The following is a 23,922-nucleotide window of genomic DNA, read 5'->3' on the forward strand; positions in this document are numbered from 1 at the left end:
CGACCCCGCCCTCGCCGGCTACCTCGCCCGCACCGCCGGCCTGGACGCCGAGCAGGTGGAGCACGCGCTCAGCCACCGCAGCGGGCTGCTCGCGCTGACCGGCTCCAACGACATGCGCCAGGCCCGCGCCCGCGACGACGACGAGGCCCGGCTGGCCCTGGCCGTCTACACCCGGCGCATCCGCAAGTACGTCGGCGCCTCCTACGCGCTGCTCGGCCGGGTGGACGCGATCGTGTTCACCGGCGGGGTGGGCGAGCACGACGCCGCCACCCGCGCCGAGTCCCTGGCCGGGCTGGAGCGGCTCGGCATCGCCGTGGACGCCGCGCTCAACGAGGCCGACGCGACCGGGGAGCGGGCGGTGTCCCCGCCCGGCGCCGAGGTGCCCGTCCTGGTCGTCCCCACCGACGAGGAGGGGGAGATCGCCCGCCAGACCCTCGAGCGGTGCCCCGCCTGAAGCCCTCTCAGGCCGGCGGCTCGTCGTCGTGCACCTGGGCGGCGGTGACCGCGACGGTGGTGACGATGTCGGCCACCGTCGCGCCGCGCGACAGGTCGTTGACCGGCTTGCGCAGCCCCTGCAGCACCGGCCCCACCGCCACGGCGCCGGCGCTGCGCTGGACGGCCTTGTAGAGGTTGTTGCCGGTGTTCAGGTCGGGCACCACGAAGACGGTGGCGCGCCCGGCCACCTGGCTCTCCGGCATCTTGGCCAGGGCGACGGCCGGGTCCACCGCGGCGTCGTACTGGATGGGCCCCTCCACCTGGAGGTCGGGGCGGCGGGCGCGGACCAGCTCGGTGGCGGCGCGGACCTTGTCCACGTCCACGCCCGCGCCCGAGGCGCCGGTCGAGTACGACAGCATCGCGATCCGCGGCTCCACCCCGAACCGGGCGGCGGTGCCGGCCGAGGCGATCGCGATGGCGGCGAGCTGCTCGGCGGTCGGGTCCGGGTTGACCGCGCAGTCGCCGTAGACCAGCACCCGGTCGGCCAGGCACATGAAGAACACGCTGGAGACCAGCCCCAGCCGCAGGATCTCGAACGCCGGCCTGATCGTGTGCGCGGTCGTGTGGGCCGCGCCCGACACCATGCCGTCGGCCAGGCCGGTGTGCACCATTAGCGTGCCGAAGTAGGACACGTCGGTGACGGTGTCGCGGGCCAGCTCCACGGTCATGCCCTTGTGGGCGCGCGCCTCGGCGTACGCGCGGGCGAACCGCTCGCGCAGCTCGGGGTCGAACGGGCTGAGCACGCGGGCCGCGTCGAGGTCGAGGCCGAGCTGGGCGGCCTGGACCCGGATGCGTTCCTCGTCGCCGAGCAGGGTCAGCTCGGCCACGCCGCGCCGCAGCAGGATGTCGGCGGCGCGCAGGATGCGCGGCTCCTCGCCCTCGGGCAGCACGATGTGCCGGCGGCGGGCGCGGGCCCGGTCGAGCAGCTCGTACTCGAACATCAGGGGCGTGACGACGTCGGTCTTGGCGATGTCGAGGCGCTCCAGCAGCAGCGAGCCGTCCACGTGCGCGGCGAACAGCTTCAGCGCCGTGTCGATCTTCCCGCCCGCCTCGGGCGTGAACCGGCCCTCCACCGCCGACAGGCGGGTGGCGGTGTCGAACGTGTCGTGGTCGGTGGCGATCACCGGCAGCGGGATCGCCATGCCGCGCAGCAGCCGCTCCACCGGGGCCGGCAGCCGCGTGCCGCCGGTCAGCAGCACCGCCGACAGGGCGGGGAAGCCCGGCGCCTTGTGTGCGGCGATCAGCCCGGGCAGCAGCGCCGCGGCCCGGTCGGCCGGGATGATCACCGCCGCGCCCTCGGTCAGGCGCTCCAGGATGCCGGGCAGCGACATCGCGCCCACCATCAGCGCGCTCGCCTCCCTGCCCAGGCCGTCCCGCTCGCCGAGGAAGAACCGGCCCTCGCAGGCGTCCAGCAGGTCGGCCACCGTCGGGGCGCGCAGCGACGGGGTCTCCGGCAGCACGAACACCGGCGTCGGGTGCTCCAGCGCCGGCCGCTCGCCGGCCCGGGTCACCACGACCGCCAGCTCGCGGGCGTGGTGGTGGGCCAGCTCCCTGGCCGACAGCTCCACGGCCGCGGCGACCTGCGCCGCGCTGCGGTCTCTCGCGTTCACCACGTTGATCACGGGCGTGCCCAGGTCGGCGGCCAGCCGCGCGTTGAACCCGAACTCCGTGGGCGCCCCCACGTCGGTGTAGTCGGTGCCGACCACCACCACCGCGTCGCACCGCCCGGCCAGCGCGCGGAAGCGGGCCACGATCTCGCCCGCCGCGCGCTCCACGTCGGCGTGCACGTCGTCGTAGGTGACGCCCGCGCACGCCTCGTACGGCAGCGCGAGCTGGAACCTGCTCCTGATCGTGTTGACCAGCGCGTCCTCCCGGCCCGCCCGCACCACCGGCCGGAACACGCCCACCGTCCCCACCTGCCGGGACAGCAGCTCGACCAGCCCCAGAGCCACGGTCGCCTTGTTGGCTCCCGCCTCACCCGCCGCAACATACACAGACCGCGTCATGGCACCCATTCTTGACCTCTTGGAGACACGGCAGCGCGCCCGCCCCGGGGGCGGGGCGGGCGCGGGATCGGGGCGGCTACCGGAGCCACGGGGTGCGGCGGACGATGGGCAGGTTGCCGAGACCGAGGGTGGTGCCGGCGCCGGCGAGGGCCAGGCCGACGAGGACGATCGAGTAGATGATGTGGTCGTCCATGAACGGGTTGGTGGTCAGGGGCAGCTCGGCCGCCCACATCAGGAGCAGCATCGCGGTGCCGGCGCCGGCCGCGATCCGGGTGCCGATGCCGAGCACGAGCGCCAGGCCGACCCCGGCCAGACCGGCCATGAACAGCCAGTCCACCCACGCCTGCCCGGCCAGGGCCGAGAAGAAGCCGCCGAGCGCGTGCTCGCCGGTGCCCTTGAGGAAGCCGGTGGTGGGGCTGCCGCCGTTGATCCACGCCTTGGCGGCCGGGGTGGCGAAGCCGAAGCCGAAGGTCTTGTCGAGGAAGGCCCAGAGGAAGATCCAGCCGATCGCGATGCGGGCGGCGGCCCAGACGTAGTCGACGGGGTTCTTGTGCTCCGCCTGGCCCACACTGGTGTGCATCACAGGCCGGTTGATGGTGGTGGCCATGGCGGGCCTCCCTTTCCTGTTCTTGTCGGGTTTCCCTTGCGCACCTTCATCACATCGTCTTTCGCGGCCGGTGCTCAGTGCCGGACGGCCCGGCGCCTGAGGACCTTGGTCCTCAGGCATCGGGGCCGATCAGTCCTTCATGGCCCAGTCGCGCACCTCGGGCAGGTCCTCCAGGTGCTCGACCACGTACGCCTGGTGCTCGGCGAGCTTGCGCTCGCACCACGCCATCAGGTCGCTGGCGCCGCGCGGCAGCCGCTTGGCGTTGTTGATCGCGTCCATGACGAGGTGGTAGCGGGAGGCGCGGTTGCGCACCGTCATGTCGAACGGTGTCGTGGTCGTGCCCTCCTCGATGAAGCCGCGCACCCGGAACCGGTCGGCGTCCGGGCGGCCGTGCACGAGCTGGTGGATCGCGCCCGGGTAGCCGTGGAAGGCGAACACGACATCGACGGTGTCGGTGAACAGCTCGGTGAACAGGGTGCCGCTCATGCCGTGCGGGTGGTCCTTCGGGCGCGGCAACGTCATCAGGTCCACGACGTTGACCACCCGTACCTTGAAGCCGGGCAGCCGCTCCTTGAGGATCTGCGCCGCCGCGACCGTCTCCATGGTCACCACGTCGCCCGCGCAGGCCAGCACGATGTCCGGGTCGCTGGCGCCGTCGTCGGTGCCGGCCCACTCCCAGACCCCGGCCCCGCGGGCGCAGTGCTCCACCGCCTCCTCGATGCTCAGCCACTGCAGCTGCGGCTGCTTGTCGATGACGATCAGGTTGATGTACGAGCGCGAGCGCAGGCAGTGGTCGGCCACCGACAGCAGGCAGTTGGCGTCCGGCGGCAGGTAGACGCGGGCCACGTCGCCGCGCTGGGTCAGCACCACCTGGATCAGGCCGGGCCCCTGGTGGGAGAAGCCGTTGTGGTCGTTGCGCCAGGCCGTCGAGGTGAGCAGCACGTTCAGGCTCGGCACCTTGGCCCGCCACGGCAGCCGGGTCGCCTCCTGCAGCCACTTGCCGTGCTGCACCGTCTGCGAGGCGCTGACCATCGCGAACGCCTCATACGTGGCGAACATGCCGTGTCGGCCGGTCAGCGTGTAGCCCTCCAGCCAGCCGTGGCAGTTGTGCTCCGACAGCACCTCCATGACCCGCCCGTCGCGGCCGATCGCCACGTCGTCGGCGGTGACGCGCTCGGCGAAGGCCCGGTCGGAGACCTCGAACACCGCGCCCAGCCGGTTGCTGTTGGTCTCGTCCGGGCAGAACAGCCGGAAGCTGTCGGGGTTGTCGCGATACACGTCCCTCAGCAGCTCGCCGAGCCGCCGGGTCGACTCGGCGCGCGTGCGCGCCGGTTTCGGCACGTCGATGGCGTAGTCGCGGAAGTCGGGCAGGGCCAGGTCGCGGGTCAGCAGGCCGCCGTTGGCGTGCGGGCTGGCGCTCATCCGCAGCTCACCCACCGGCGCCAGCGCGCGCACCGCCTCGGCGGGCGCGCCGGTGGCGTCGAACAGCTCCTCCGGCCGGTACGAGCGCAGCCAGCGCTCCAGGATCGCCAGGTGCTCCGGGTTGTCGCGCACCCCCGACAGCGGCACCTGGTGCGAGCGCCACGTGCCCTCCATCCGCACGCCGTCCACCTGCTCCGGCCCGGTCCACCCCTTGGGCGAGCGCAGCACGATCAGCGGCCACCGGGGGCGGGTCCCGTCCCACTCGCCGGTACGGGCCAGGTGCTGGATGGTGCGGATCTTCGCCCACGCCTCGGCCAGCGTCGCCGCGAAGCGGTGATGCATACCCGGCAGGTCCGAGCCCGCCACCTCCAGCACCTCGTAGCCGTGCCCCTCCAGCAGGCTCCGCACCTCGGCCGGGTCCTTGCGGGACAGCACCGTCGGGCCCGCGATCTTCGCGCCGTTCAGGTGCAGGATCGGCAGCACCGCGCCGTCCCGCTCGGGATTGAGGAACGACACGCCCTTCCACGACCCCTCCAGCGGCCCCGTCTCGGCCTCGCCATCGCCTACCACTGCCACGGCCAGCAGGTCCGGGTTGTCCATGACGGCGCCGAAGGCGTGCACCAGCACGTACCCCAGCTCGCCGCCCTCGTGGATCGAGCCCGGCGTGGTCACCGAGACGTGGCTGGGAATGCCGCCCGGGCTGGAGAACTGCCGGAACAGCCGCAACATCCCGGCCTCGTCCTGGCCGACGTGCGGGTAGATCTCGCTGTAGGTGCCCTCCAGGTATCCGGCGGCCACCAGCGCCGGCCCGCCGTGCCCCGGCCCGGCCAGGTAGATCGTCTGCTGGCCGGTGTGCCGGATGAGCCGGGACACGTGCGCGTAGATCAGCGACAGGCCCGGGCTGGTGCCCCAGTGGCCCAGCAGCCGCGGCTTGATGTGCCGCGGCTCCAGCGGCTCGCGCAGCAGCGGGTTGCCCTGGAGGTAGATCTGGCCGATGGTGAGGTAGTTGTTCGCCCGCCACCAGGCGTCCAGCTGCTCGACCTCCCTGTCCTCCGGGGCGGCCAGCCTGCGCAGCAGCTCCTCGTCGACGGCCTTGCGCACCTGCTCCTCCGAAACCGCGGTCATGAGCACGTTCCCTTCTGTCGGTGTTGGGGCGGGCAGCCCGCACCATGAGATCCCGGGCGCCGCCCCCGCCGACAGGGCCGGAAGTCCTCATGACCGCCACGGGTGTGCTCGCGGTCCGCCAGGTGCGGACCGACGTCCCTCGTTCCCGCGCGCCGTACCCTGGCCAACGCCGTGCTGCCCCCCGCCGGTCCTTCCGGCCTGGGCCACCGGGGGCGATCGGCGGGCGGCGCGGGACTTTCGTCCCTGACCCGGCGGGCGGGACGGAGGGCAGGCTGCAGGGATGAAACTCGACTCGGCCGGCTTGCAGGTGCTCACCCACGAGGAGTGCATGCGCCTGCTGCCCTCCCGCCCGATCGGGCGAATCGTCTTCACCGACCGCGCCCTGCCCGCCGTGCAGCCGGTCAACTTCTGCCTGCACGACCAGGACATCGTCATCCGCACGGCGGCCGGCTCCAAGCTCGCCGCCGCCACCCGCCGCTCGGTCGTGGCCTTCGAGGTGGACGACTTCGACATGGAGGCACGCAGCGGCTGGTCGGTGACGGTCGTCGGCTACGCCCGCGTCGCCGACGACCCGGTGGAGATCGCCCAGCTGCGGGAACTTCCCCTGACGCCGTGGGCACGAGGCCGCGACCACTTCATCGTCATCACCTCGGTGGAGGCCACCGGCCGCCGCATCCGGCAGCCGTAGAGCGCCCTGGCCCGCAAGGACTTTCGCGGCAAACCCGGATAACCCGGAGATCTTCGCGCCCGAAGGCCGCCGCAGGGGTAGCGCAGGGGCACCAGGGGAGGCGTAGTGTGAACGTTACCCGGACACATGCCCGTCCCCCCTGGGCTCTGATGGAGGTCCGCCGCTGTGCCGTCGCTGACGTTCAGTTCCCAGCACCTGCCCGGCGTCACCGTGATCGCGGTGGCTGGCACGATCGACACCACCACCGCTCACCTGCTCGACGACTACATCAGCCGCACGTGCCACCACGGCGACCACATCGTCCTCGACCTGAGCGAAGTGCCGTACATGCGCGGCTCGGCCCTGCACGTCCTGCTCCAGACCCACCTCGCCACCCAGCGCGACGGCGCCGCCCTCCACCTCGCGTCGGTGCAGCCCGGGCCGGCCCGCCTGCTACGCGTCACCGAGGTCGAAGGCATGCTCAACGTGCACCAGGGGGTCGAGCAGGCCATCCGCACCGCCCTCCAGGCCGCCCGCCCCTCCCCCGTCGGCGGCCCGGTCAGCTGACCCGGTTTGTCGGTGGGGCGATCTATCGTCCCGGCCATGACTTCTGCGACGCAGGCGTACACGTACGCCGCGCCCTCCTCCCTCATCGACGGTCGCCTCGTCACCCCCGGCAGCGTGCCGGTGCCGCCGCCGATCGGGCCGCAGAAGTACGGGGAGAGCGCGAACTACTCCGTGGGCGTGCGCCCCCTCACCCGCGGCGAGGAGCCCGAACCGGAGCCGTCGCCCCGGCGGATCATGGGGAGCAGCTTCGGCCACCGCCGGCCGGCCCGCTTCCTCGACGACGACGCCCCGCTGCGCGCCATCTTCATCACCTGGACCAGCGACGACGGGCCGGGCGCGGCGGTGGCGCACGAGGGCGACCGGCCGATCCCCTTCGTCAACGGCCGCGTCCACCTGAACGACTCCCCCGCCGGCGTCGCAGAGGGCCGCGACGACGACGAGCCCCTGCGGGGGCATCCCCATCCGGTCCGTACGCGGCCCGGCGTCCGGTACGACGACTCCGCGGAGGCCATGCCGTCCTTCATCCTCGACGACGCCTACGAGCGCATGGCCGAGCTCGGCGTGGACCCCGCCCGGATCGCGGCGATGCGGGCCGGCGAGCAGGTGCCCCCACCCGGCCCTGACGAGCCGCTGGTGCGGGTCACCGTCGTCTTCGTCCCGCCCCGGCTGCACGCTCCGGGCCTGGCCCGCCATGCTGCCCTCGCACCGCGAGGTCGTGGCCGTCAACTTCCTGCCGTTCCTGCTGCGCGGCCACTGGGGCGAGTGGGCGGCCCCGGCGGAGCCGGCGAGCCTGGACATCGCCGAGGGCCCGCTGGGCGAGTCCACGGCGGTGATCCTCGCCTACCTCCTGGCCGGACGCGTTCCTGGCATGATCCCGCTGATCCTGAGCATGGCCGCGCGCGGCGACCTGCCCGCCGAGGGGCAGCGCATCACGGTCACCCACGCCGAGCTCGTCGCGTTCGCCGCCGACGTGGCCCGCTGGGCGGGTGCGCGCGGGGAGATCCCGGTCGTGGCCGAGTTCGCGCGCAGCCGCCGGACGATCCGTTTCGTCCACGAGTGCGAGCGCCTGCACGCCCAGCTCACCGCGACGGAACCGACGGCGGGGGCCTGACGGCACGCCCGGCGGCGGCCAGAACGCACATCCGCGTCACCGCCGTCGGCCGCCGTCTCGGGCGGTCAGGATGCGTGTCCGCGTCACCGCTGCCGGGCGGTCGTGTCCTGGGCTCGTCCGCGTCGCGTCATCGCCGTGTCACGGCCGGCGGCAGCGGTGGTGGCCGTCGAGAAACGGTGACCTGCGGCGCACGGCGTGCGTACATTCGGCGCCGATCGTGAATCGTCATGGACGCATCACGCACGTTCCCGCTCCGGCCGCGATCGTCGCCGGCGGCCCGCCCTTCTGGCGTCATGGTGGTGCTCGGTGTCGCCGTGTCCGCCGTCCTCGCCGCCGGTTGGATGGTCTACAGCGGCACGCCGGCTCAGCCGCCGTCGTTCCCGGGCGCCGGCCCGCCGCGACCGGCCTCGACCGGCACGAGGGTCGCGACTCCTGCCCGCACGTACGCGCGGACGCCGGCCCTTCCGGCGGCGCTGCCCTGGCCGGCGGCGGGGCAGGCGGCGGTCGCGATCGCCGGGCAGGAGGGCAGCCTCCGCACGCACGGCGGGCCGGGCCCTGTGCCGATCGCGAGCCTGGCCAAGGTGATGACCGCCCTGGTGATCCTGCGCGACCACCCGCTCAGCGGGAACGCCCAGGGGCCGTCCATCCGGGTGGACCGGCAGGCGGCGGCCGAGTCCGCCAACCGGGACGAGTCGACGGTGCCGATCAGGCAGGGCCAGAGCTTCACGCAGCGGCAGCTCCTGGAGCTGATGCTGATCCCGTCGGGGAACAACGCCGCCCGGCTGCTGGCCCGCTGGGACGCCGGCTCCGAGCGCGCCTTCGTCGCCAGGATGAACGCGACCGCCGCCGAGCTGGGCATGAAGGACACCGTCTACACCGGGGCGAGCGGTTACGAGGACACCACGGTCAGCACGGCGGCCGATCAGCTCAGGCTGGCCGAGCAGGCCATGAAGAACCCGGTGCTGCGTGACATCGTCGCCACCCCCCGGGTCACCGTGCCGGGCGTCCCGGGCGCGATCGTCAACACGAACAAGCTGCTCGCGCTGCCCGGGGTGGTGGGTCTCAAGACCGGCACCAGCTCGGCGGCGGGCGCGGCGCTGCTGTGGGCCGCCCGCCCCGCGTCCGGCGACCGCGACCGGCTGATCCTCGGGGTGGTGCTGCGGCAGGGCGACGACGGTGACTCCCTCGCCGAGCGGAAGGCGGCGGCGTTCGCGGCGAGCAGGCGCCTGATCACGGCGGCCCGCCGATCCCTCGATCCCGGCGGGACGCCCGATGCCGCCACCGTCGACCGCGCCCCCGCCACCTCTCCGCGGTAGCGGCCGGAGCGTCCGCCCGCAGGGTGCGGCACCCTGCGGGCGGGGACGCCGGGGTGTGGCATGGGCGGCACCCTGCGGGCGGGAGGTGGGTGTCAGCCGGCCAGGGCGAAGGCGGCGGCGGCCTCCGCGTGCAGGCGGGCACTGGGCAGCACCGGGACGGCGGTGTCCTTCTCGCTGAGCAGCAGCTCGATCTCCGTGCAGCCGAGGACGACGCCTTCCGCGCCGTCGTCCGCGAGGTCGGCGACGATGCGGGCGTACGCGTCCCGGGACGGCTCGCTGATCACCCCGCGCACCAGCTCCTCGAAGATCACCCGATGGACCAGCTCCCGCTGCTCCCGTCCCGGGACGATCACCTCGAAGCCGTGGGCGGCCAGCCGGTCGCGGTAGAAGGGCTGCTCCATGGTGAAGCGGGTGCCGAGCAGGCCGACCTTGCGCATCCCCCGGGCGCGGACCTCCGCGCCGACGGTGTCGGCGATGTGCAGGACGGGCACCCGGGCGGCGCCGGCGACGTCGTCGCTGACGCGGCTGAAGGTGTTGCTGCAGACGAGCAGGACGTCGGCGCCCAGCTCCTCCAGCTTCCGGCCCGCGCCGGTCAGCAGCGCGCTCACGTCGTCCCAGCGGTCGGCGAAGATGAGGTCCTCGACGGTGGTGTAGTCGACGGACCAGATGAGGCTGTTGGCGGAGTGGCTGCCGCCGAGGCGTTCGCGGACCCGCTGGTTGATGATCTGGTAGTAGATGACGGTCGATTCCCAGCTCAGTCCGCCGATGAGGCCGATGGTGCGCAATGAGACTCCGTTCCTCTAACTGGTGGCGGCGAGCGCGCGGGCGCAGGCGGCGAGGCCGATCTCGCTGGAGGCCTTGACGAGCACCACGTCTCCGGGTTGGAGCAGCGCGGTGGCGAGGGTGACGGCCGCGGCGGCGTCGTCGGCGGTGTGGACGGCGACGCCCTGGCCGGCGGCCCGTGCCGCTTCGGCCATGGCGAGCGGGTCTCCCCCGCCGACCGCGATCAGCACGCCGTAGCCGAGGTCGGCGACGAGCCGGCCGATCTCGGCGTGCCGGGCGCGGGAGGCGTCCGCCTGCTGGCCCATCGCGCCGAGCACGGCGACGGTACGTCGGGTGCCGGCCAGCGCCTTGGCCGCCCGCAGCCCGGCCCGCATGGATTCGGGGTTGGCGTTGTAGGCGTCGTTGACGATGGTGATGCCGTCGGGCCGCTCGACGATCTCCAGGCGGCCGGCGGAGCGGCGCCGGGCGGCGGTGAGCCCTTCGGCGATGCCGGCGGCGTCCAGGCCGAGCGCGGTGGCGACGGCAGCCGCGGCGACGGCGTTGCTCACCTGGTGGACGCCGATGAGGTCGAGCGTGACGGGGGCCCGGCCGGTGGGCGTCACCAGCTCGAACGCGGGCCGCGCCGCGCCGTCCATCCGCACGTTCTCGGCGCGGACCGGCGCGGATCCGCCGTACCAGAGGATCTGGGCCTTGGTGCGGCCGGCCATGCCGGCGACGTGCGGGTCGTCGGCGTTGAGGACGGCGAGCCCGCCCGGCGGCAGCGCCTCGACCAGCTCGCCCTTGGCCTGGGCCACGTCGGCGAGGCCGCCGCCCATGCGCTCCACGTGGGCGTTGCCGACGTTGAGCACCAGCCCGACGTGGGGTGGCGCGATGCCGGTCAGGTACGTCAGGTCGCCCTTCCTGCTCGCGCCCATCTCCAGCACGAGGTAGCGGGTGGCGGCGTCGGCGCGCAGCACGGTGAGCGGCAGGCCCAGCTCGTTGTTGAACGAGCGGTCGGTGGCGACGGTCGGCCCGTGCCGTTCGAGCACCTGGGCGAGCAGGTCCTTGGTCGTGGTCTTGCCGACGGAGCCGGTCAGGCCGATCACGGCCGGCCCGAGGCGGCCGAGCACGTGCCGGGCGAGCAGGCCGAGCGCGGTCTGCACGTCCTCGACGACGAGGGCGGGCACGCCGACGGGCCTGGTGGCCAGCACGGCGGCGGCGCCGCTCGCGACGGCCGCGGCCGCGAAGTCGTGGCCGTCGACGTTGGCGCCGGCCGTCGCGACGAACAGTCCGCCGGGCACGACCTCGCGTGAGTCGACCGCCGCGGGCGCCGTCACGAGCGACCGGGGGTCGGGTACGTCGTGCGGCCGGCCGCCGACGACCCGGGCGATCTCGTCCAGCGTCATGGGGATCATGCGGTGCTCCTGGCGAGCGCCAGGTCGATGAGGCGGCGCAGCAGGTCGGGGTACGGGACGCCGCTCGCCGCCCACGCCCGCGCGTAGACGGAGCGGGCGGTGAAGCCCGGCATGGTGTTGATCTCGCCGACGTACAGGCGTCCCGAGTCCTCCTCGTAGAAGAAGTCGACGCGGGCCAGGCCGTAGCCGTTGATCGCGCGGAAGGCGCGCAGGGACAGCTCCCGCACCTCGTCGGCCACCCGCTCGGGCAGCACGGCGGGGATGGTGGCGATCTCGGCCCGGCTGAGGTACTTCGCCTCGTAGTCCAGCCACTCGCCGGAGACGATCAGCTCGCCCGGCACCGAGGCCCGCGGCGTGTCGTAGTCGCCGAGCACGCCGCAGATGAGCTCGCGCGCGGACACGCCCTGCTCGACGACCACCACCCGGTCGTGGGCCAGCGCCAGGTCCACCCCGGCGCGCAGCTCGTCCATGGAGGTGACGCGGGAGATGCCGATGGAGGAGCCCATGTTGGCCGGTTTGACGTACATCGGCCAGTCGAGCGACTTCACCAGGGCCCACGGGTCGGTGGTGGTGCGCCAGTCGTGCTCGGTGAACCAGACGTACGGGGTGACGGGCAGGTCCTCGGCGAGGAACGTGCGCCGCATCGCGACCTTGTCCATCGCCACGGCCGAGGCCAGGACGCCGCAGCCCACGTACGGCAGCCCCAGCGTCTGAAGGTGGCCCTGGACGACGCCGTCCTCCCCGAACGGGCCGTGCAGCACGGGGAAGACCACGTCCGCGAGGTCGCGTCGCAGCTCGACCGGCCACCTGCCCTGCCGGTCGATGATGACGGGGAAGGGCTCGTACCGGTCTCTCGGCAGAGCGTCGAGCACGGCCTGCGCCGACTGCAGCGACACCTCGTGCTCGGCGGACGGCCCACCCGCCAGCACGGCGACGCGCAAGCGTTCTGTCACGTTCGATCAGCCTTCCTCAGTGGCACGGGGACAGCCGGACGCGCCGCAGGGACGCGGGCGCCGGTCGATCCCCATCACTGTGGGACGGCGATGTCCTCGGCTCGTCAGCGCCGTGTCATGGTTGTGTCACGGCGCCGGGCACGGGGATTTTTCGCGAGCAGCGATGGGCACGGAGAAAGTGTGTTAGCCTGATGTACGTTGCAGTTATGGTACCCATAAAAACTTATGCGCGCCTGACGGAGTAATCTACGGGCGCGTTTTCTGTTTTCCGGCCAATTTCCGGATGGGCGCATCACGGCGGCACGAGATTTCACGAGGTGTGATTTCTCTCGTTTTCGGCACTGTCTGAAGGAGATCGACATGGCCACCGGCACTGTGAAGTGGTTCAACTCGGAAAAGGGCTTCGGCTTCATCGCGCAGGACGGCGGCGGCGCCGACGTGTTCGCGCACTACTCCAACATCGTCGCCAACGGCGGCTACCGTGAGCTGACCGAGGGCCAGAAGGTGGCCTTCGACGTCGTTCAGGGTCAGAAGGGCCCGCAGGCGGAGAACATCGTTCCCGCCTGACCTGGCACGGTGCGACGCCGGGTCCGGGCGCAGGCCGGGGCCCGGTTTCCGCTTGTCCTGAGCAGGCCCGTCCGGCCGGGTCCGGCCCTGTGGGATCCCGCACATTTCGCCGTGGGCTCGATTTATTCGCCGGTGGGGCGCATACTTGTCCAATGAGACGTACTTCGCCGGCCGTCCGGCGACGCCCGCCGGGCAGCCCTTTCAACACTCCGGAAATTCCGCCGCCACCGATCGAGCAGTTCACGACTGGAGATCGGGTGAGCCACGACAGATACGGTCTGGGCCGGGTCCTCGCGGTTGGCGAGGATGACACCGTTCTCATCGATTTCGGCGCGGAAACGTATCGCATCGCCTCCCCGTACGCGAAACTCGTGAAGCTGTGACGAGCGCCGCTCCGCCGCCGGTGCTCGCCTGACCCCGCGTGAGCGAGCAGGATGGTCCAGCGGGACGGGCCGCCCAGCGCGGGGCCGGGCGCTTCCGTCCGCACCGGCGAGCGGGCCTCGTCGCCGATCGGCTCTGCGACCATCCGGAGGACTCATCATCAGCCAGCCCAGCACCCGCACCGCACGCCGTCGCGTGGTCGAGACCGCGACCTTCGGCGCGGGCGACCGGTCCCACCACGACGCGGCCCACTGGACGTGCCCCCACGGGCGGCACGTCGGCCAGGGCTGCGTGGCGTGCTACGACGCCGCGGTCGAGCCCGACCCGGCGCTGCCGCTGTGGGCGGCCGTGGTGTGGTTCACCTCACCCCGGCCGATCCCGATCAAGGTCCTGCACGACGTGCACCGCCACGACCGGCACTTCGCCATCGACCAGCCCTCGACGCCGCTCGTCTTCCTCCTGACCGGGCAGGCGCGCGCCGCCCAAGGAGTGGAGGCGGTGGCCTGCCTGGTCGGGTTCCTGCTGCAGAGCCGGGGCACGATCGACGACTTCACCGTGTTCGAGGTGCGCGCCACCCGCTTCTGACCCGTCCTTCACCGGAGGAACGCGCACGGATCGAGGCCGGCCAGGTCGGCGGTCGCGGTCCACAGCCGCGCCGCGAGCACGGGGCCGGCGAGCTGGCCGCGCACGGGTTCGAGCGCGGGCCGGCCGCGCATCCCGCGCTTCGAGCGCCTGCCCTGACGGACCCGGCGGGGCGGCCGGCGCCACACCCTAACTAGTAGTTTTTTCGCGCAGTCACAGTACTGTGCAGCCGTGCGACGACTCGACATCCCCGGCCTGATCCCCCCACCCATGGAAGGCCACCTGCGGCTGGGCGACCTCCCCCACCAGCCCGACGCGATCACCGTGAACTCCCGGCACCTGAGCCGGGGCGGCCGGCCCTGGTTCCCGATCATGGGGGAGTTCCACTACGGCCGCTATCCCGCCGGCGAGTGGCGGGAGGAGCTGCTGAAGGTGCGGGCGGGCGGGGTGACGGCGGTCGCCACGTACATCTTCTGGAACCTGCACGAGGAGCGGCGCGGCGTCTTCGACTGGAGCGGCGACCGCGACCTGCGCCGGTTCGTGACCACCTGCGCCGAGCTGGGGCTCGACGTGGTGGTGCGGATCGGCCCGTGGGGGCACGGCGAGTCGCGTAACGGCGGCTTCCCCGACTGGGTGCCGGCAACCGGCTGCGTGCCACGCACCGACGACCCCCGCTACATCGAGCTGGTCCGGCCGCTGTTCGAGCAGATCGGCGCCCAGCTGTCCGGCCTGACCCGCGGGCACGGCGGCCCGGTGGTGGCGGTGCAGGTGGAGAACGAGCTGCACGACCAGCCGGGCCACCTCGTCACGCTGAAGCGGATCGCCCAGGCGGCCGGCATCGACGCGCCGCTGTGGACGGCGACCGGGTGGGGACACGCGCGGTTGCCGCCGGACGAGGTGATCCCGCTGTTCGGCGGCTACCCGGAGGCGGCGTGGGACACCGCGCACGACGGCTGGCCGCAGCAGAGCCGGGCCCACTACTTCTTCGGCCCCGGCCGGGACGACGACTCGATCGGCGCGGACCTGCGCACCACCGAGGTGACCGGCTCGGACGAGAGCCACCTGGCCCGCTACCCGTTCGCCACGTGCGAGCTGGGCGGCGGCATGTACACCTCCTACCACCGCCGGCCGATCATCGAGGCGCCCGACATCGCCGCGCTCGGGCTGGTGAAGCTGGGCAGCGGGTCGGTGTGGCAGGGCTACTACATGTACCACGGGGCGTCCCAGAAGATCGGCGCGCTGTCCACGCTGCAGGAGTCGCACGCCACCGGCTACCCCAACGACTGCCCGGTGATCAACTACGACTTCCAGGCGCCGCTCGGCGAGTACGGCCAGTTCCGCGACTCGTTCCGGCACCTGCGGCTGCAGCATCTGTGGCTGGCCGCCGACGGGCCCGACCTGGCCACCATGACGCTGACGATGCCGCCGGACGCCCCCGCCGACACCGCCGACCGGGAGACGCTGCGCTGGTGCGTGCGCTCCGACGGCCGTTCGGGGTTCCTGTTCGTCAACAACCACCAGCCGGTCGAGACGCTGCCCGCCCACGAGGAGGTGCGGTTCGCGGTCGAGCTGGGCGGGCGCGAGCTGGTCGTGCCGCGCGAGCCGGTGACGGTGCCGTCCGGGGCGTACTTCGTCTGGCCGCTGGCCCGCCCGGTCGGCGGGAGCCTGCTGCTGACCGCCACCGCGCAGCCCATGGGGGTGCTGGAGGGCGACGAGCCGGTGCACGTCTTCTGCCAGACGGCCGGCATCCCGGTGGAACTCGTCTTCGACGCCACCACCGAGGTCGAGGGCCCCGCGACGGTGGAGCGCGACGGCGACCACCTCGTGGTCTCCGACCTCACGCCGGGCACCGGCTGCCTGCTGCGGGTGCGTGACGCGGCCGGCGCCCGCGCGGCCGTCCTGGTGCTGGACGCCGGCCAGGCCCTGACCGCCGCCCAGGGGCGGCTGTGGGGCGCCGACCGGCTGGTGCTGAGCGAGCGGCCCGTGGTGATCGAGGAAGGCCGCCTGGTCGTCTACGGCGAGGGCTCCTCCGACGTACGGATCTTCCCCGCCCCGCCCTCCGCGACGGGCACCGACGGCGTGTTCGGCCTGCTGCCGGCGGCCACCGGCGGCGGCCGGGCGCCCGAGGCCAAGGTGGAGGAGGTCAGGCAGGCGGGACCGGCGCGGCCCCCGGTCATCGATCCCGCCTCCGGACGGGCCTCCGCGCCCACCGACGCCGACTTCGAGCAGGCCGCCGTGTACCGCGTCACCGTCCCCCGCGAGGCGTTCACGGGCGAGGAGGAGGTGCTGCTGCGGCTCGACTGGACCGGCGACGTGGGCCGCGCCTACATCGGCGGCCGGCTGGTGGCCGACCAGTTCTGGTACGGCCCCGCCTGGGAGATCGGGCTGCGCCGCTTCCGAGAGGAGGTGCTTGAGCACGGGATCGAGATCAAGCTGCTGCCGCTGGGCGCGGACGCCCCCGTGTTCCTCTCGCCTCAGGTGCAGCCCGCCGCCCGTCCGGCCCTGGAGCTGCGCTCGGTCACCCTCGTCCCGGTGCCCCGCACCGTGATCGTCGAGGACGCGGGATGACCGCCCTGGACGAGGCGCCGGCCGCGCTGCCCGTCATCGCCGTCATCAGAGCGCCGAGTCCCGCCATCTGAACGCGGTGATGGAGACCCTGGCCGGCGCCGGGGCGCGGGCGATGGCCGCCGTGGAGCAGGCGGTGGCGGTCGCCGGCGTGGCCCAGGTAACGACGAGAGCCCGGCAGGCCGCCGTTCAGTGCTGTGCCTGCTCCCCGTGCACCTTCTTGGCCAGCTCGACGTCCGCGATCGAGCGCTCGATGAGCGCCCGCATCGTGCTCTCGGCCGCCTTCGGCCGCTGCTTGCGCACGGCCAGCAGCACCTCGGCGTGCTTGTCGGCGGAGTCGCTGGTGAGCGTGGCGGGCACGAACTGGTCGCGCAGCCGCAGCCCCGCCTCGATCGCGGTGGCCAGCTGCGTCATCAGCTCGTTGTGCGCGGCCCGCAGCAGCGCGTGGTGGAAGGCCAGGTCGGCCTCGACGTGATCGACGGCGACCCGGCCCGCCGCCGTGCGCATGGCGGCCAGGGCGTCCTCCAGGTCGGCGAGGTCGCGGTCGGTGCGGCGCAGGGCGGCCATGCGGGCCACGACCGGCTCGACGGTGAGCCGGACCTCGCCCAGCTCGTCGAGGAACGTCTCGTCCACCCGGTCGGCGAAGCGCCAGCGCAGCACGTCGGCGTCGAGGAGCGCCCAGTGCCCGCGCGGCGCCACGAAGGTGCCGCGCCGGGGCCGCGCGCCCACCAGGCCCTTGGCGGCGAGCACGCGCAGCGCCTCGCGCACGGCGGTCCTGCTCACCGAGAAGCGCTCCTGGAGCGCCGCCACGTCGAGGTCGTCGTCAGGGGCGAGGTCGCCGTTGACGATGGCGGTGCCCAGGCTGCTGACCACCCGGTCATGCGCCCCGATCTGCCGATCTCCGTCATGGCGGAATCATGCCACGCCCGCGCCTCCGGCCACCTCCTCCGTCTCCTCAAAAACATACTAGTGCAGGAAGTAATCCTCTTTATTTTGACTCCAGCGAGGCGGAGTGGCATTCTGCCGAGCGACGAGCTCGCGTAACGCGCGGACCGTGAGAACGTTCCCCAGCGGCACCTGGATGGGAACCTGCCGCTTGGTGCTCGGGTCGGCGATGGGCGGCTCGCCCTCGAACCCCCGGTAGTAGCAGAGCCGGCTCAACGTCAGCCCCTCGGTCTCCACGCGCGCGTAACGGTCGCTCTCGGAAGGGACCACGACGAGGAACAGGTAACGCGGGACGAGAAACGGACCGGCGACGAGCTTGTTGTACTGCACCTCGTTCAGCCCGCGAAACTGCAGATCCGGCCCCTTGCACAGCGGCGCCGACCATGACTTGACCTGTACCTCGATGGCGGGCGAGGCGATATATCCCGCCCTTCCTGGATATCGAAAGCCCAGGTCGATGCCGTCGTAGTCGAGATCGTCCTGATAGACGAGGAGACCCGCCGCCGAAGCAAGCACCCTCACATAGTCTTCGGCGAACTTGCCTTGATGGTTCCGCTGGTCCAGCACGCAGTCTCCCTCACCACCGACCGCCCGATCCGCAGCACGCTAGAGAGTATCTTTCGCGCCGCCAAGAGGAGAGAGATTTCGCTTTGACGACGCCCGAGAAGCATCACTTCTCCGGCCTTTACGGACACCCTGAATGTGTGAAATCGCTCGCGACCGAACGAGGGTGCCATATCGTTGCGTGAAGCCGGCCATTCATTCCGGGAATAAGACATTCCTTCTCCAAGGCCGTTCGAACCAACGCCACGGCGCGGTGCCGGCCTCCCCTGTCTCGCTGCTCGGCCATGGGGCGGGCCCGGCGGGTGGTTCGTCTCGCGAGCTGGGCCCTCACCGGGGCCGTCCTGCTCTCCGGCGTCGTCCGGCGGCGGAAGGGCTGAGAGGTACTGGCGATCACCTCCCTCCACGTGATGTCCGTGTTCGCACGCTGATACCGATTGCGGTTCGGCCCCGGTGAAGAGGATCATGGTGGGCTGGCGCCCCGGTGCGGGGGCGAGGTCGCGTGCCTCGTTCAGGTCCGGAGCCCGACGTACACCCGTCGCCGGTCCAGGAGGTTTGCGCGTGTTGGTCGACGCTGCGCGCCGGTGCGTCCCCTATCGCCGGTCGAGCCGTTCCGAGCCGATCGGCCGATGACGCGCCCCTCCTGCAAGCAAGATCACGGCAGGTTCCAAGTCAGCGGCAAGCCGCGTCACCCATGCTGCTGTGCGGACGCCCCTGGTCTTCGGCGAAGGGAGCAGTGATCAGCAGACGACCCGCGCCCCGCCGGCCCCGCGACAGTTGACCGCTCGCACGACCCCGCCCGCCCGGCGACGACCTCGCCCGGGCCCGCGATGACGGTCACCGAGGGATGGGCCCTTTCGGGAGCCGCCCATCCGTGCACGTTCGACCATTGCTGGAAAGAGGACACATGACTACGGATGTGACGGGCGCGAACCGCCCTCTCACAGACTCGCCCCGCCGCCTGCACGAGGCGTTGGAGGAGCAGTGCCGGCGGACGCCCGATCGCGTCGCCGTCGTCGCGGGCACGACCCGGCTGACCTACGCCGAGCTCGACCGCAGGGCCAACGGGGTCGCCCACGCGCTGGCCGCGCGGGGTGTCGGACGCGGTGACCTGGCGGGCATCTGCCTCGACCGCGACGAGTGGCTGGTGCCCGCGCTGATCGGGGTGCTGAAGGCGGGCGCGGCCTACGTGCCGCTGGATCCGGCGTACCCGGCGGAGCGGTTACGGTTCATGGCCGAGGACGCCGCCGTGAGCGCGGTGGTCACCTCGGCCGTGCGGCGCGACACCGCGGCGCTGACCGGCGCCGGCACGGTGCTCGTCGACGACGTCACGCCCGCCGGGCACGGGCCCGAGGTGCCCGGCGAGCCGGGCGACGCCGCGTACGTCATCTACACCTCCGGCTCCACCGGCCGCCCCAAGGGCGTGGTCGTGGAGCACCGCAACACCATGAACCTGGTGCGCTGGGAGGCGTCCCACTACACCGCCGAGGAGCTGAGCGGCATGCTGGCCGGCTCCTCCATCTGCTTCGACGCCTCCATCACGCAGATCTTCACGCCGCTGTACGCCGGCGGCACCGTCATCATGGCGGACACCGTGCTGTCGCTGCCCACGCTGCCCGCCCGCGACGAGGTGCGCACGGTCTTCGGCGTCCCGTCGGCGCTGTCGGTGCTGCTGCGCGAGCCGCTGCCGGACGGCGTGCGCATGGTGCTGTCCGGCGGCGAACGGCTGACGGCCGCCCTGGTCGCGCGCATGTTCGCCAACCCTGGTGTACGGCGGGTGCTCAACATGTACGGCCCCACCGAGTGCACCACCGGCTCCACCATGTTCGAGGTCACCCGCGACTACCAGGGCGAGCCGCCGCTGGGCGAGCCGATGGCCGGCGCGCTGCTCAGCGTGCGCGACACCGACGGCCGGCCCGTCCCGGACGGCGAGGTGGGCGAGCTGTGGATCGGCGGGCCCGGCGTGACCCGCGGCTACCTGGGCCACGAGTCGCCGGCGTTCCGCACCGAGCCGGACGGCACCCGCGTCTACCGCAGCGGTGACCTGGTCCGGTGGGTGGACGGCGAGCTGCGGTACGTGGGCCGCGCCGACGACCAGGTCAAGATCCGCGGCTACCGGGTGGAGCTGGGCGAGGTCGAGGTGGCGCTGGACCGCCATCCCGCCGTACGCCGCGCCGTCGTCCTGTCGCACACCGACGGCGACGGCATCGCCTACCTCGCCGCGCACGTGGCGGCCTCCGGCGTCACCGAGCCCGAGCTGCGCGACTGGCTGCGCGACCGCCTGCCCGATCACCTGGTCCCGGCCAGGATCGGCGTCCAGGACGAGCTGCCGATCGGCCCCACCGGCAAGGTGGACCGCGCGGCCCTGCCCAAGCTGGGCGCCGCCCGGACCGGCGACGCCGCCTTCGTCGCGCCGCGCACGGAGGACGAGCGCCAGGTGGCCGAGGTGATCGCCGACGTGCTGGGCCTGCCCGAGGTGGGCGTGCACGACCGGTTCCCCGACCTGGGCGGGCACTCGCTGGCCGCCGCCCGGGTCGTGACCGAGCTGTCGCGGCGGCTCGGGCACACCGTGCCCCTGGCGGCGTTCCTGACCGAGCCGACCGCGGCCGGGCTGGCGGCGCGCCTGCGCGACCCCGGCTCGGCGCCGGTGCGGCGCACCGGCCGCACCCGGCATCCGCTCACCGCCGCGCAACGCGAGTTCTGGACGTTGCGCCAGCTCCACCCGCACAGCCCGGTCACCACCGTGTCCGTGCGGCTGCGCGTGCGGGGGCTGAGCGGGAGCGCGCCGCTGCGCTCCGCGCTGGACGCGGTCCTGCGCCGGCACGAGGCCCTGCGCAGCACGGTCTCCGTCGGGGAGGACGGCGTCCCGTACGCGGTCGTGCACCCGCCCGTCGCCGTCCCCCTCGTCGAGCACCCCGCCGGCGCGGACCCGGTGAAGGTGGCGCAGGCCGCGGCGGAGCACGTGTTCGACGTGACCGGCGAGGTGCCGCTGCTGCGCGCCAGCCTGTGCCCCGTCGCGGACGACGCGGCCGAGCTGGTGCTCGTCACCGACCACCTCGCCTTCGACGGCGGCTCCGTGGGCGTGCTCATGGAGGAACTGGCCGCCGAGCTCGCGGGCGAGCCCGTGCCCGAGCCGGCGGTGCAGCTCGGCGACGTCGCGGTCCGCGAGCAGGAGGACCGCCCCGATGTCGCGGTCCGCGGGCAGGAGGACCGGCCCGGCCTCGCCGTACGCGAGCGGGAGGACCGGCCCGACCTCGCCCGGCTGCGCGCGTTCTGGCGGGACGAGCTGGCCGGGGCGCCGGTGGCGGGGCCGCCGCCCGCCGACCTGACGACGTCCCGGCTGATCAGGCCGCTGCCCGGCGAGCTCACCGACGGCATCGCCGCGCTGGCCCGCGCCTGCGGCGCCACCCCGTTCGCCGTGTACGTGGCCGCGCTCGCCCTCCTCACCGGCGAGCCCGACACGCTGGTCGGCATGGTCGCCGCGCGGCGCGCCCGGCCCGAGCTGGCCCGCGTCGTCGGGCCGCTCATCGACACCGTTCCGGTACGCCTGCGGCCCGACGCCGCGCCGACCTTCCGCGACCTCGTCCGGCAGGCCGGGCAGGCCACCACGCGGGCGCTCGTCCACCAGGAGGTGCCACCCGCGGACCTGCCCCGCGCCCCCGTCCTGCTCGCCATGCAGCACGCCGACGTGCCGGTCCGCGCCGGCCGCCTCGAACTGCTCACCGAGGTCGGGTCCGGGGCGGCGGTCCACGAGTTCAGCGTCCTCGTCAACCGGACGGCCGCCGGGGCCGAGCTGCACCTGGAGTACGCGGTCGCGCTGCTCGAGCGGGAGGCGGCCGGGGCGTACCTGGATCGGCTGCTCTGGGTGCTGCGGCGCGTGGTTGCCGAGCCTGACCTGGTGGTCGCCACGTTCGAGCCGGTCACGCCGGACGAGCGGGCGGCGCTGCTGGACCGCGCGGCCGGGCCGGCGCTGCCGGGTGAGCTGCCTCCAGTGCCGGTGATGCTCGCGGCGCATGCTTCGGGCACGGCCGTGGCCGGTCCCGATGGTGCCGTGCTCACCCACGCGGAGCTGAACGACCGGGCCGACCGGATCGCCGCCGGGCTGCTGGCGCACGGGGTGTCGCGGGGCGACGTGGTCGGGGTCCGCGTGCCACGGGACCGGGTGTTGCCGGCGGTGCTGCTCGGGGTGTGGCGGGCGGGGGCGGCGTACCTGCCGCTGGACCCGGAACACCCGGCCGAGCGGCTGCGCCTGCTGATCGCCGACGCGGGCGCCCGCGTGGTGCTGACGCGCGGCGAAGCGGAGAACGCGGACGGGCCGGTGGCGCACGACGCCGATCTCCCGGCGGCGCTCCGAGCGGACGGGCCGGTGGTGCTCGACGCGGACCGGCTGGCGGCGGGGCCGCGCGCTGACCTGCCCGAGGTGCGTTCCGAGGACCTGGCGTACGTCACCTACACCTCCGGCTCCACCGGCGCCCCCAAGGGGGTCGAGGTGACGCACGGCGGGCTGGCCGCGCTCGTGGCCGGGATGATCTCGACGCTGCGGCTCGGCCCGGCCGACGTGCAGCCCGCGGTCGCGCCGCTGAGCTTCGACGCCTCCGCCTCCGAGCTGTGGAGCGTCCTGGCCGCCGGCGGCACGTCCGTCGTGGTGGACCGGGCCACGGCCACCGACGGGCACGCGCTGGCCGAGCTGATCACGACGAGCGGGGCCACGGTGATCGACCTGGTGCCGACCTCGTACCGGATGCTGGTCGCGGCCGGCTGGGCGGGCGGCCCGGCGCTGCGCGCGGTCGCGGGCGGGGAGGCGCTGGATCCGGCGCTGGCCGAGCAGATCCTGCTGCGCGTCGGCGAGCTGTGGAACGCGTACGGGCCCACGGAGACGACCGTCACCTCGACGTTGCACCGGGTGCGGGCGCACGAGGGCGACCGGGTGCCGATCGGGGCGCCGATGCCGGGCGAGCGGGCGTACGTGGTGGACGCGCGGCTGCGGCTGGTGCCGCCGGGCGCGGTCGGCGAGCTGCTGCTGGGCGGCGCCGGGGTGGCGCGCGGCTACCGGGGCCGGCCGGACCTGACGGCGGCCGCGTTCGTGGACGACCCGTTCGCGCCGGGCGGCCGCTGCTACCGCACCGGCGACCTGGTGCGCTGGCGTCCGGACGGGACGCTGGAGTTCCACGGCCGCCGCGACCACCAGGTGAAGGTCCGCGGGTACCGGATCGAGCTGGGCGAGATCGAGGCCGTGCTGCGCGAGCCGGCCAGGCCCGCAGCGACCAAGCCCGCACTGCCTGAGCCCGCGATGGCCGACGCCGGGACGACCGGTGCTGCCCCGACCGGGCCGGCGAGGGCCGACGCCGGGACCACCGGGCCCGCGTTGAGCGACGTCGTGGTGACCGTGGCGGGGGCGGGGGCGGATGCCCACCTGGTCGGCTACGTCGTGCCGGAGACGGCGGACCTGGCCGCGATCGAGCGGCACGCCCGGTCCCGGTTGCCCGGGCACATGGTGCCGCGCCGGTGGGTCGCCCTGCCGGCCCTGCCCACGCTGCCCAGCGGCAAGGTCGATCGGGACGCGCTGCCGGAGCCGGACACCGGCCCCGAACCGCCGCGCACCGCGCCCGCCACCGACGCCGAGCTGCTGGTGGCCGCCGTCTGGGCCGAGGTGCTCGAACGTCCCGAGGTCTGGGCCGGCGACGACTTCTTCGCCCTCGGCGGCGCCTCGTTCGCCGCGACCAGGGTGGCCGCCCGCCTGCGCGAGATGTTGCAGGTCGCCGTGCCCGTGCGGTTGCTGTTCGACCGCCCGGTGCTCGCCGACTTCGCCGCCGCGCTGGAGGAGCTGCTGGCCGCCGACCTGATGGAGGGGATCGAGGGATGACCGAGGTACGTG

At 73.5% G+C, this 23,922-nt stretch carries 18 protein-coding genes and 1 pseudogene; 10 read left to right on the forward strand and 9 right to left on the reverse strand.

Annotated elements, in window-relative coordinates:
- A pseudogene (locus HCN51_RS47220) lies at positions 1-454 on the forward strand (acetate kinase); the annotation flags it as partial.
- A 7-nt stretch (positions 455-461) separates the two neighbouring features.
- Here the strand turns inward: HCN51_RS47220 and pta are convergent.
- The 3 genes from pta to HCN51_RS47235 all read right to left on the reverse strand — a co-directional run bounded on the left by pta (position 462) and on the right by HCN51_RS47235 (position 5,655).
- Positions 462-2,501 carry a phosphate acetyltransferase gene (gene pta, locus HCN51_RS47225; RefSeq protein ID WP_168018456.1) on the reverse strand — a complete coding sequence of 680 codons (2,040 nt, stop codon included), beginning with the start codon at positions 2,499-2,501 and terminating at the stop codon, positions 462-464.
- Positions 2,502-2,577: 76 nt separating this feature from the next.
- Positions 2,578-3,108 carry a DoxX family membrane protein gene (locus tag HCN51_RS47230; RefSeq protein ID WP_168018457.1) on the reverse strand — a complete coding sequence of 177 codons (531 nt, stop codon included), beginning with the start codon at positions 3,106-3,108 and terminating at the stop codon, positions 2,578-2,580.
- Between the two features lie 129 nt (positions 3,109-3,237).
- On the reverse strand, positions 3,238-5,655 hold the full coding sequence (locus HCN51_RS47235) for a phosphoketolase family protein (RefSeq protein ID WP_168018458.1): 2,418 nt from the start codon (positions 5,653-5,655) through the stop codon (positions 3,238-3,240).
- 280 nt (positions 5,656-5,935) lie between these two features.
- Here HCN51_RS47235 and HCN51_RS47240 point away from each other — a divergent pair, with 280 nt between their 5' ends.
- The 4 genes from HCN51_RS47240 to HCN51_RS47255 all read left to right on the forward strand — a co-directional run bounded on the left by HCN51_RS47240 (position 5,936) and on the right by HCN51_RS47255 (position 9,316).
- Complete coding sequence (locus HCN51_RS47240) at positions 5,936-6,343, forward strand: pyridoxamine 5'-phosphate oxidase family protein (RefSeq protein WP_168018459.1); 408 nt, start codon at positions 5,936-5,938, stop codon at positions 6,341-6,343.
- 165 nt (positions 6,344-6,508) lie between these two features.
- Complete coding sequence (locus HCN51_RS47245; protein ID WP_168018460.1) at positions 6,509-6,889, forward strand: anti-sigma factor antagonist; 381 nt, start codon at positions 6,509-6,511, stop codon at positions 6,887-6,889.
- 691 nt (positions 6,890-7,580) lie between these two features.
- Positions 7,581-8,000: a hypothetical protein gene (locus tag HCN51_RS47250; protein WP_168018461.1), complete on the forward strand. Its 420-nt coding sequence runs from the start codon at positions 7,581-7,583 to the stop codon at positions 7,998-8,000.
- A 227-nt stretch (positions 8,001-8,227) separates the two neighbouring features.
- Entirely contained in the window at positions 8,228-9,316 is a 1,089-nt protein-coding gene (locus tag HCN51_RS47255; RefSeq protein WP_168018462.1) for a D-alanyl-D-alanine carboxypeptidase family protein, read from the forward strand.
- Positions 9,317-9,408: 92 nt separating this feature from the next.
- On the opposite strand, the gene HCN51_RS47260 is transcribed toward HCN51_RS47255, so the two are convergent.
- Genes HCN51_RS47260 through HCN51_RS47270 form a run of 3 tightly spaced genes read right to left on the reverse strand, consistent with a single transcriptional unit; the run spans position 9,409 to position 12,446 of the window.
- Entirely contained in the window at positions 9,409-10,101 is a 693-nt protein-coding gene (locus tag HCN51_RS47260) for an aspartate/glutamate racemase family protein (RefSeq protein WP_168018463.1), read from the reverse strand.
- A 15-nt stretch (positions 10,102-10,116) separates the two neighbouring features.
- Positions 10,117-11,493, reverse strand: a complete 1,377-nt coding sequence (locus tag HCN51_RS47265) for a UDP-N-acetylmuramoyl-tripeptide--D-alanyl-D-alanine ligase (RefSeq protein ID WP_168018464.1) — start codon at positions 11,491-11,493, stop codon at positions 10,117-10,119.
- Positions 11,490-12,446, reverse strand: coding sequence for a D-alanine--D-alanine ligase (locus HCN51_RS47270; RefSeq protein WP_168018465.1), 957 nt, complete (start codon positions 12,444-12,446; stop codon positions 11,490-11,492). The genes HCN51_RS47265 and HCN51_RS47270 overlap by 4 nt, the downstream gene beginning before the upstream one ends.
- Positions 12,447-12,806: 360 nt before the next feature.
- Between HCN51_RS47270 and HCN51_RS47275 the strand changes: the two genes are divergently transcribed.
- From HCN51_RS47275 to HCN51_RS47285, 3 genes are all read left to right on the forward strand, one after another.
- Positions 12,807-13,013 carry a cold-shock protein gene (locus tag HCN51_RS47275; protein ID WP_080045894.1) on the forward strand — a complete coding sequence of 69 codons (207 nt, stop codon included), beginning with the start codon at positions 12,807-12,809 and terminating at the stop codon, positions 13,011-13,013.
- Positions 13,014-13,165: 152 nt separating this feature from the next.
- Entirely contained in the window at positions 13,166-13,396 is a 231-nt protein-coding gene (locus tag HCN51_RS47280) for a hypothetical protein (RefSeq protein WP_168018466.1), read from the forward strand.
- A 193-nt stretch (positions 13,397-13,589) separates the two neighbouring features.
- Complete coding sequence (locus HCN51_RS47285; protein WP_080045892.1) at positions 13,590-13,979, forward strand: hypothetical protein; 390 nt, start codon at positions 13,590-13,592, stop codon at positions 13,977-13,979.
- 8 nt (positions 13,980-13,987) lie between these two features.
- On the opposite strand, the gene HCN51_RS61855 is transcribed toward HCN51_RS47285, so the two are convergent.
- Positions 13,988-14,110, reverse strand: coding sequence for a hypothetical protein (locus HCN51_RS61855; RefSeq protein ID WP_277350266.1), 123 nt, complete (start codon positions 14,108-14,110; stop codon positions 13,988-13,990).
- A gap of 97 nt (positions 14,111-14,207) precedes the next feature.
- Here HCN51_RS61855 and HCN51_RS47290 point away from each other — a divergent pair, with 97 nt between their 5' ends.
- Complete coding sequence (locus HCN51_RS47290) at positions 14,208-16,544, forward strand: beta-galactosidase (RefSeq protein WP_346434051.1); 2,337 nt, start codon at positions 14,208-14,210, stop codon at positions 16,542-16,544.
- Positions 16,545-16,730: 186 nt separating this feature from the next.
- Here HCN51_RS47290 and HCN51_RS62720 read toward each other — a convergent pair whose 3' ends face one another.
- Both HCN51_RS62720 and HCN51_RS47300 read right to left on the reverse strand, forming a co-directional pair.
- Positions 16,731-17,414, reverse strand: coding sequence for an FCD domain-containing protein (locus tag HCN51_RS62720; RefSeq protein ID WP_206068717.1), 684 nt, complete (start codon positions 17,412-17,414; stop codon positions 16,731-16,733).
- A gap of 93 nt (positions 17,415-17,507) precedes the next feature.
- Entirely contained in the window at positions 17,508-18,053 is a 546-nt protein-coding gene (locus tag HCN51_RS47300; RefSeq protein WP_168018467.1) for a DUF4365 domain-containing protein, read from the reverse strand.
- 901 nt (positions 18,054-18,954) lie between these two features.
- Between HCN51_RS47300 and HCN51_RS47305 the strand changes: the two genes are divergently transcribed.
- Positions 18,955-23,910, forward strand: a complete 4,956-nt coding sequence (locus tag HCN51_RS47305; protein ID WP_168018468.1) for a non-ribosomal peptide synthetase — start codon at positions 18,955-18,957, stop codon at positions 23,908-23,910.
- The last annotated feature ends 12 nt before the right edge of the window (positions 23,911-23,922 follow it).

Source organism: Nonomuraea composti (assembly GCF_012034275.1).
GTDB lineage: Bacteria > Actinomycetota > Actinomycetes > Streptosporangiales > Streptosporangiaceae > Nonomuraea > Nonomuraea composti.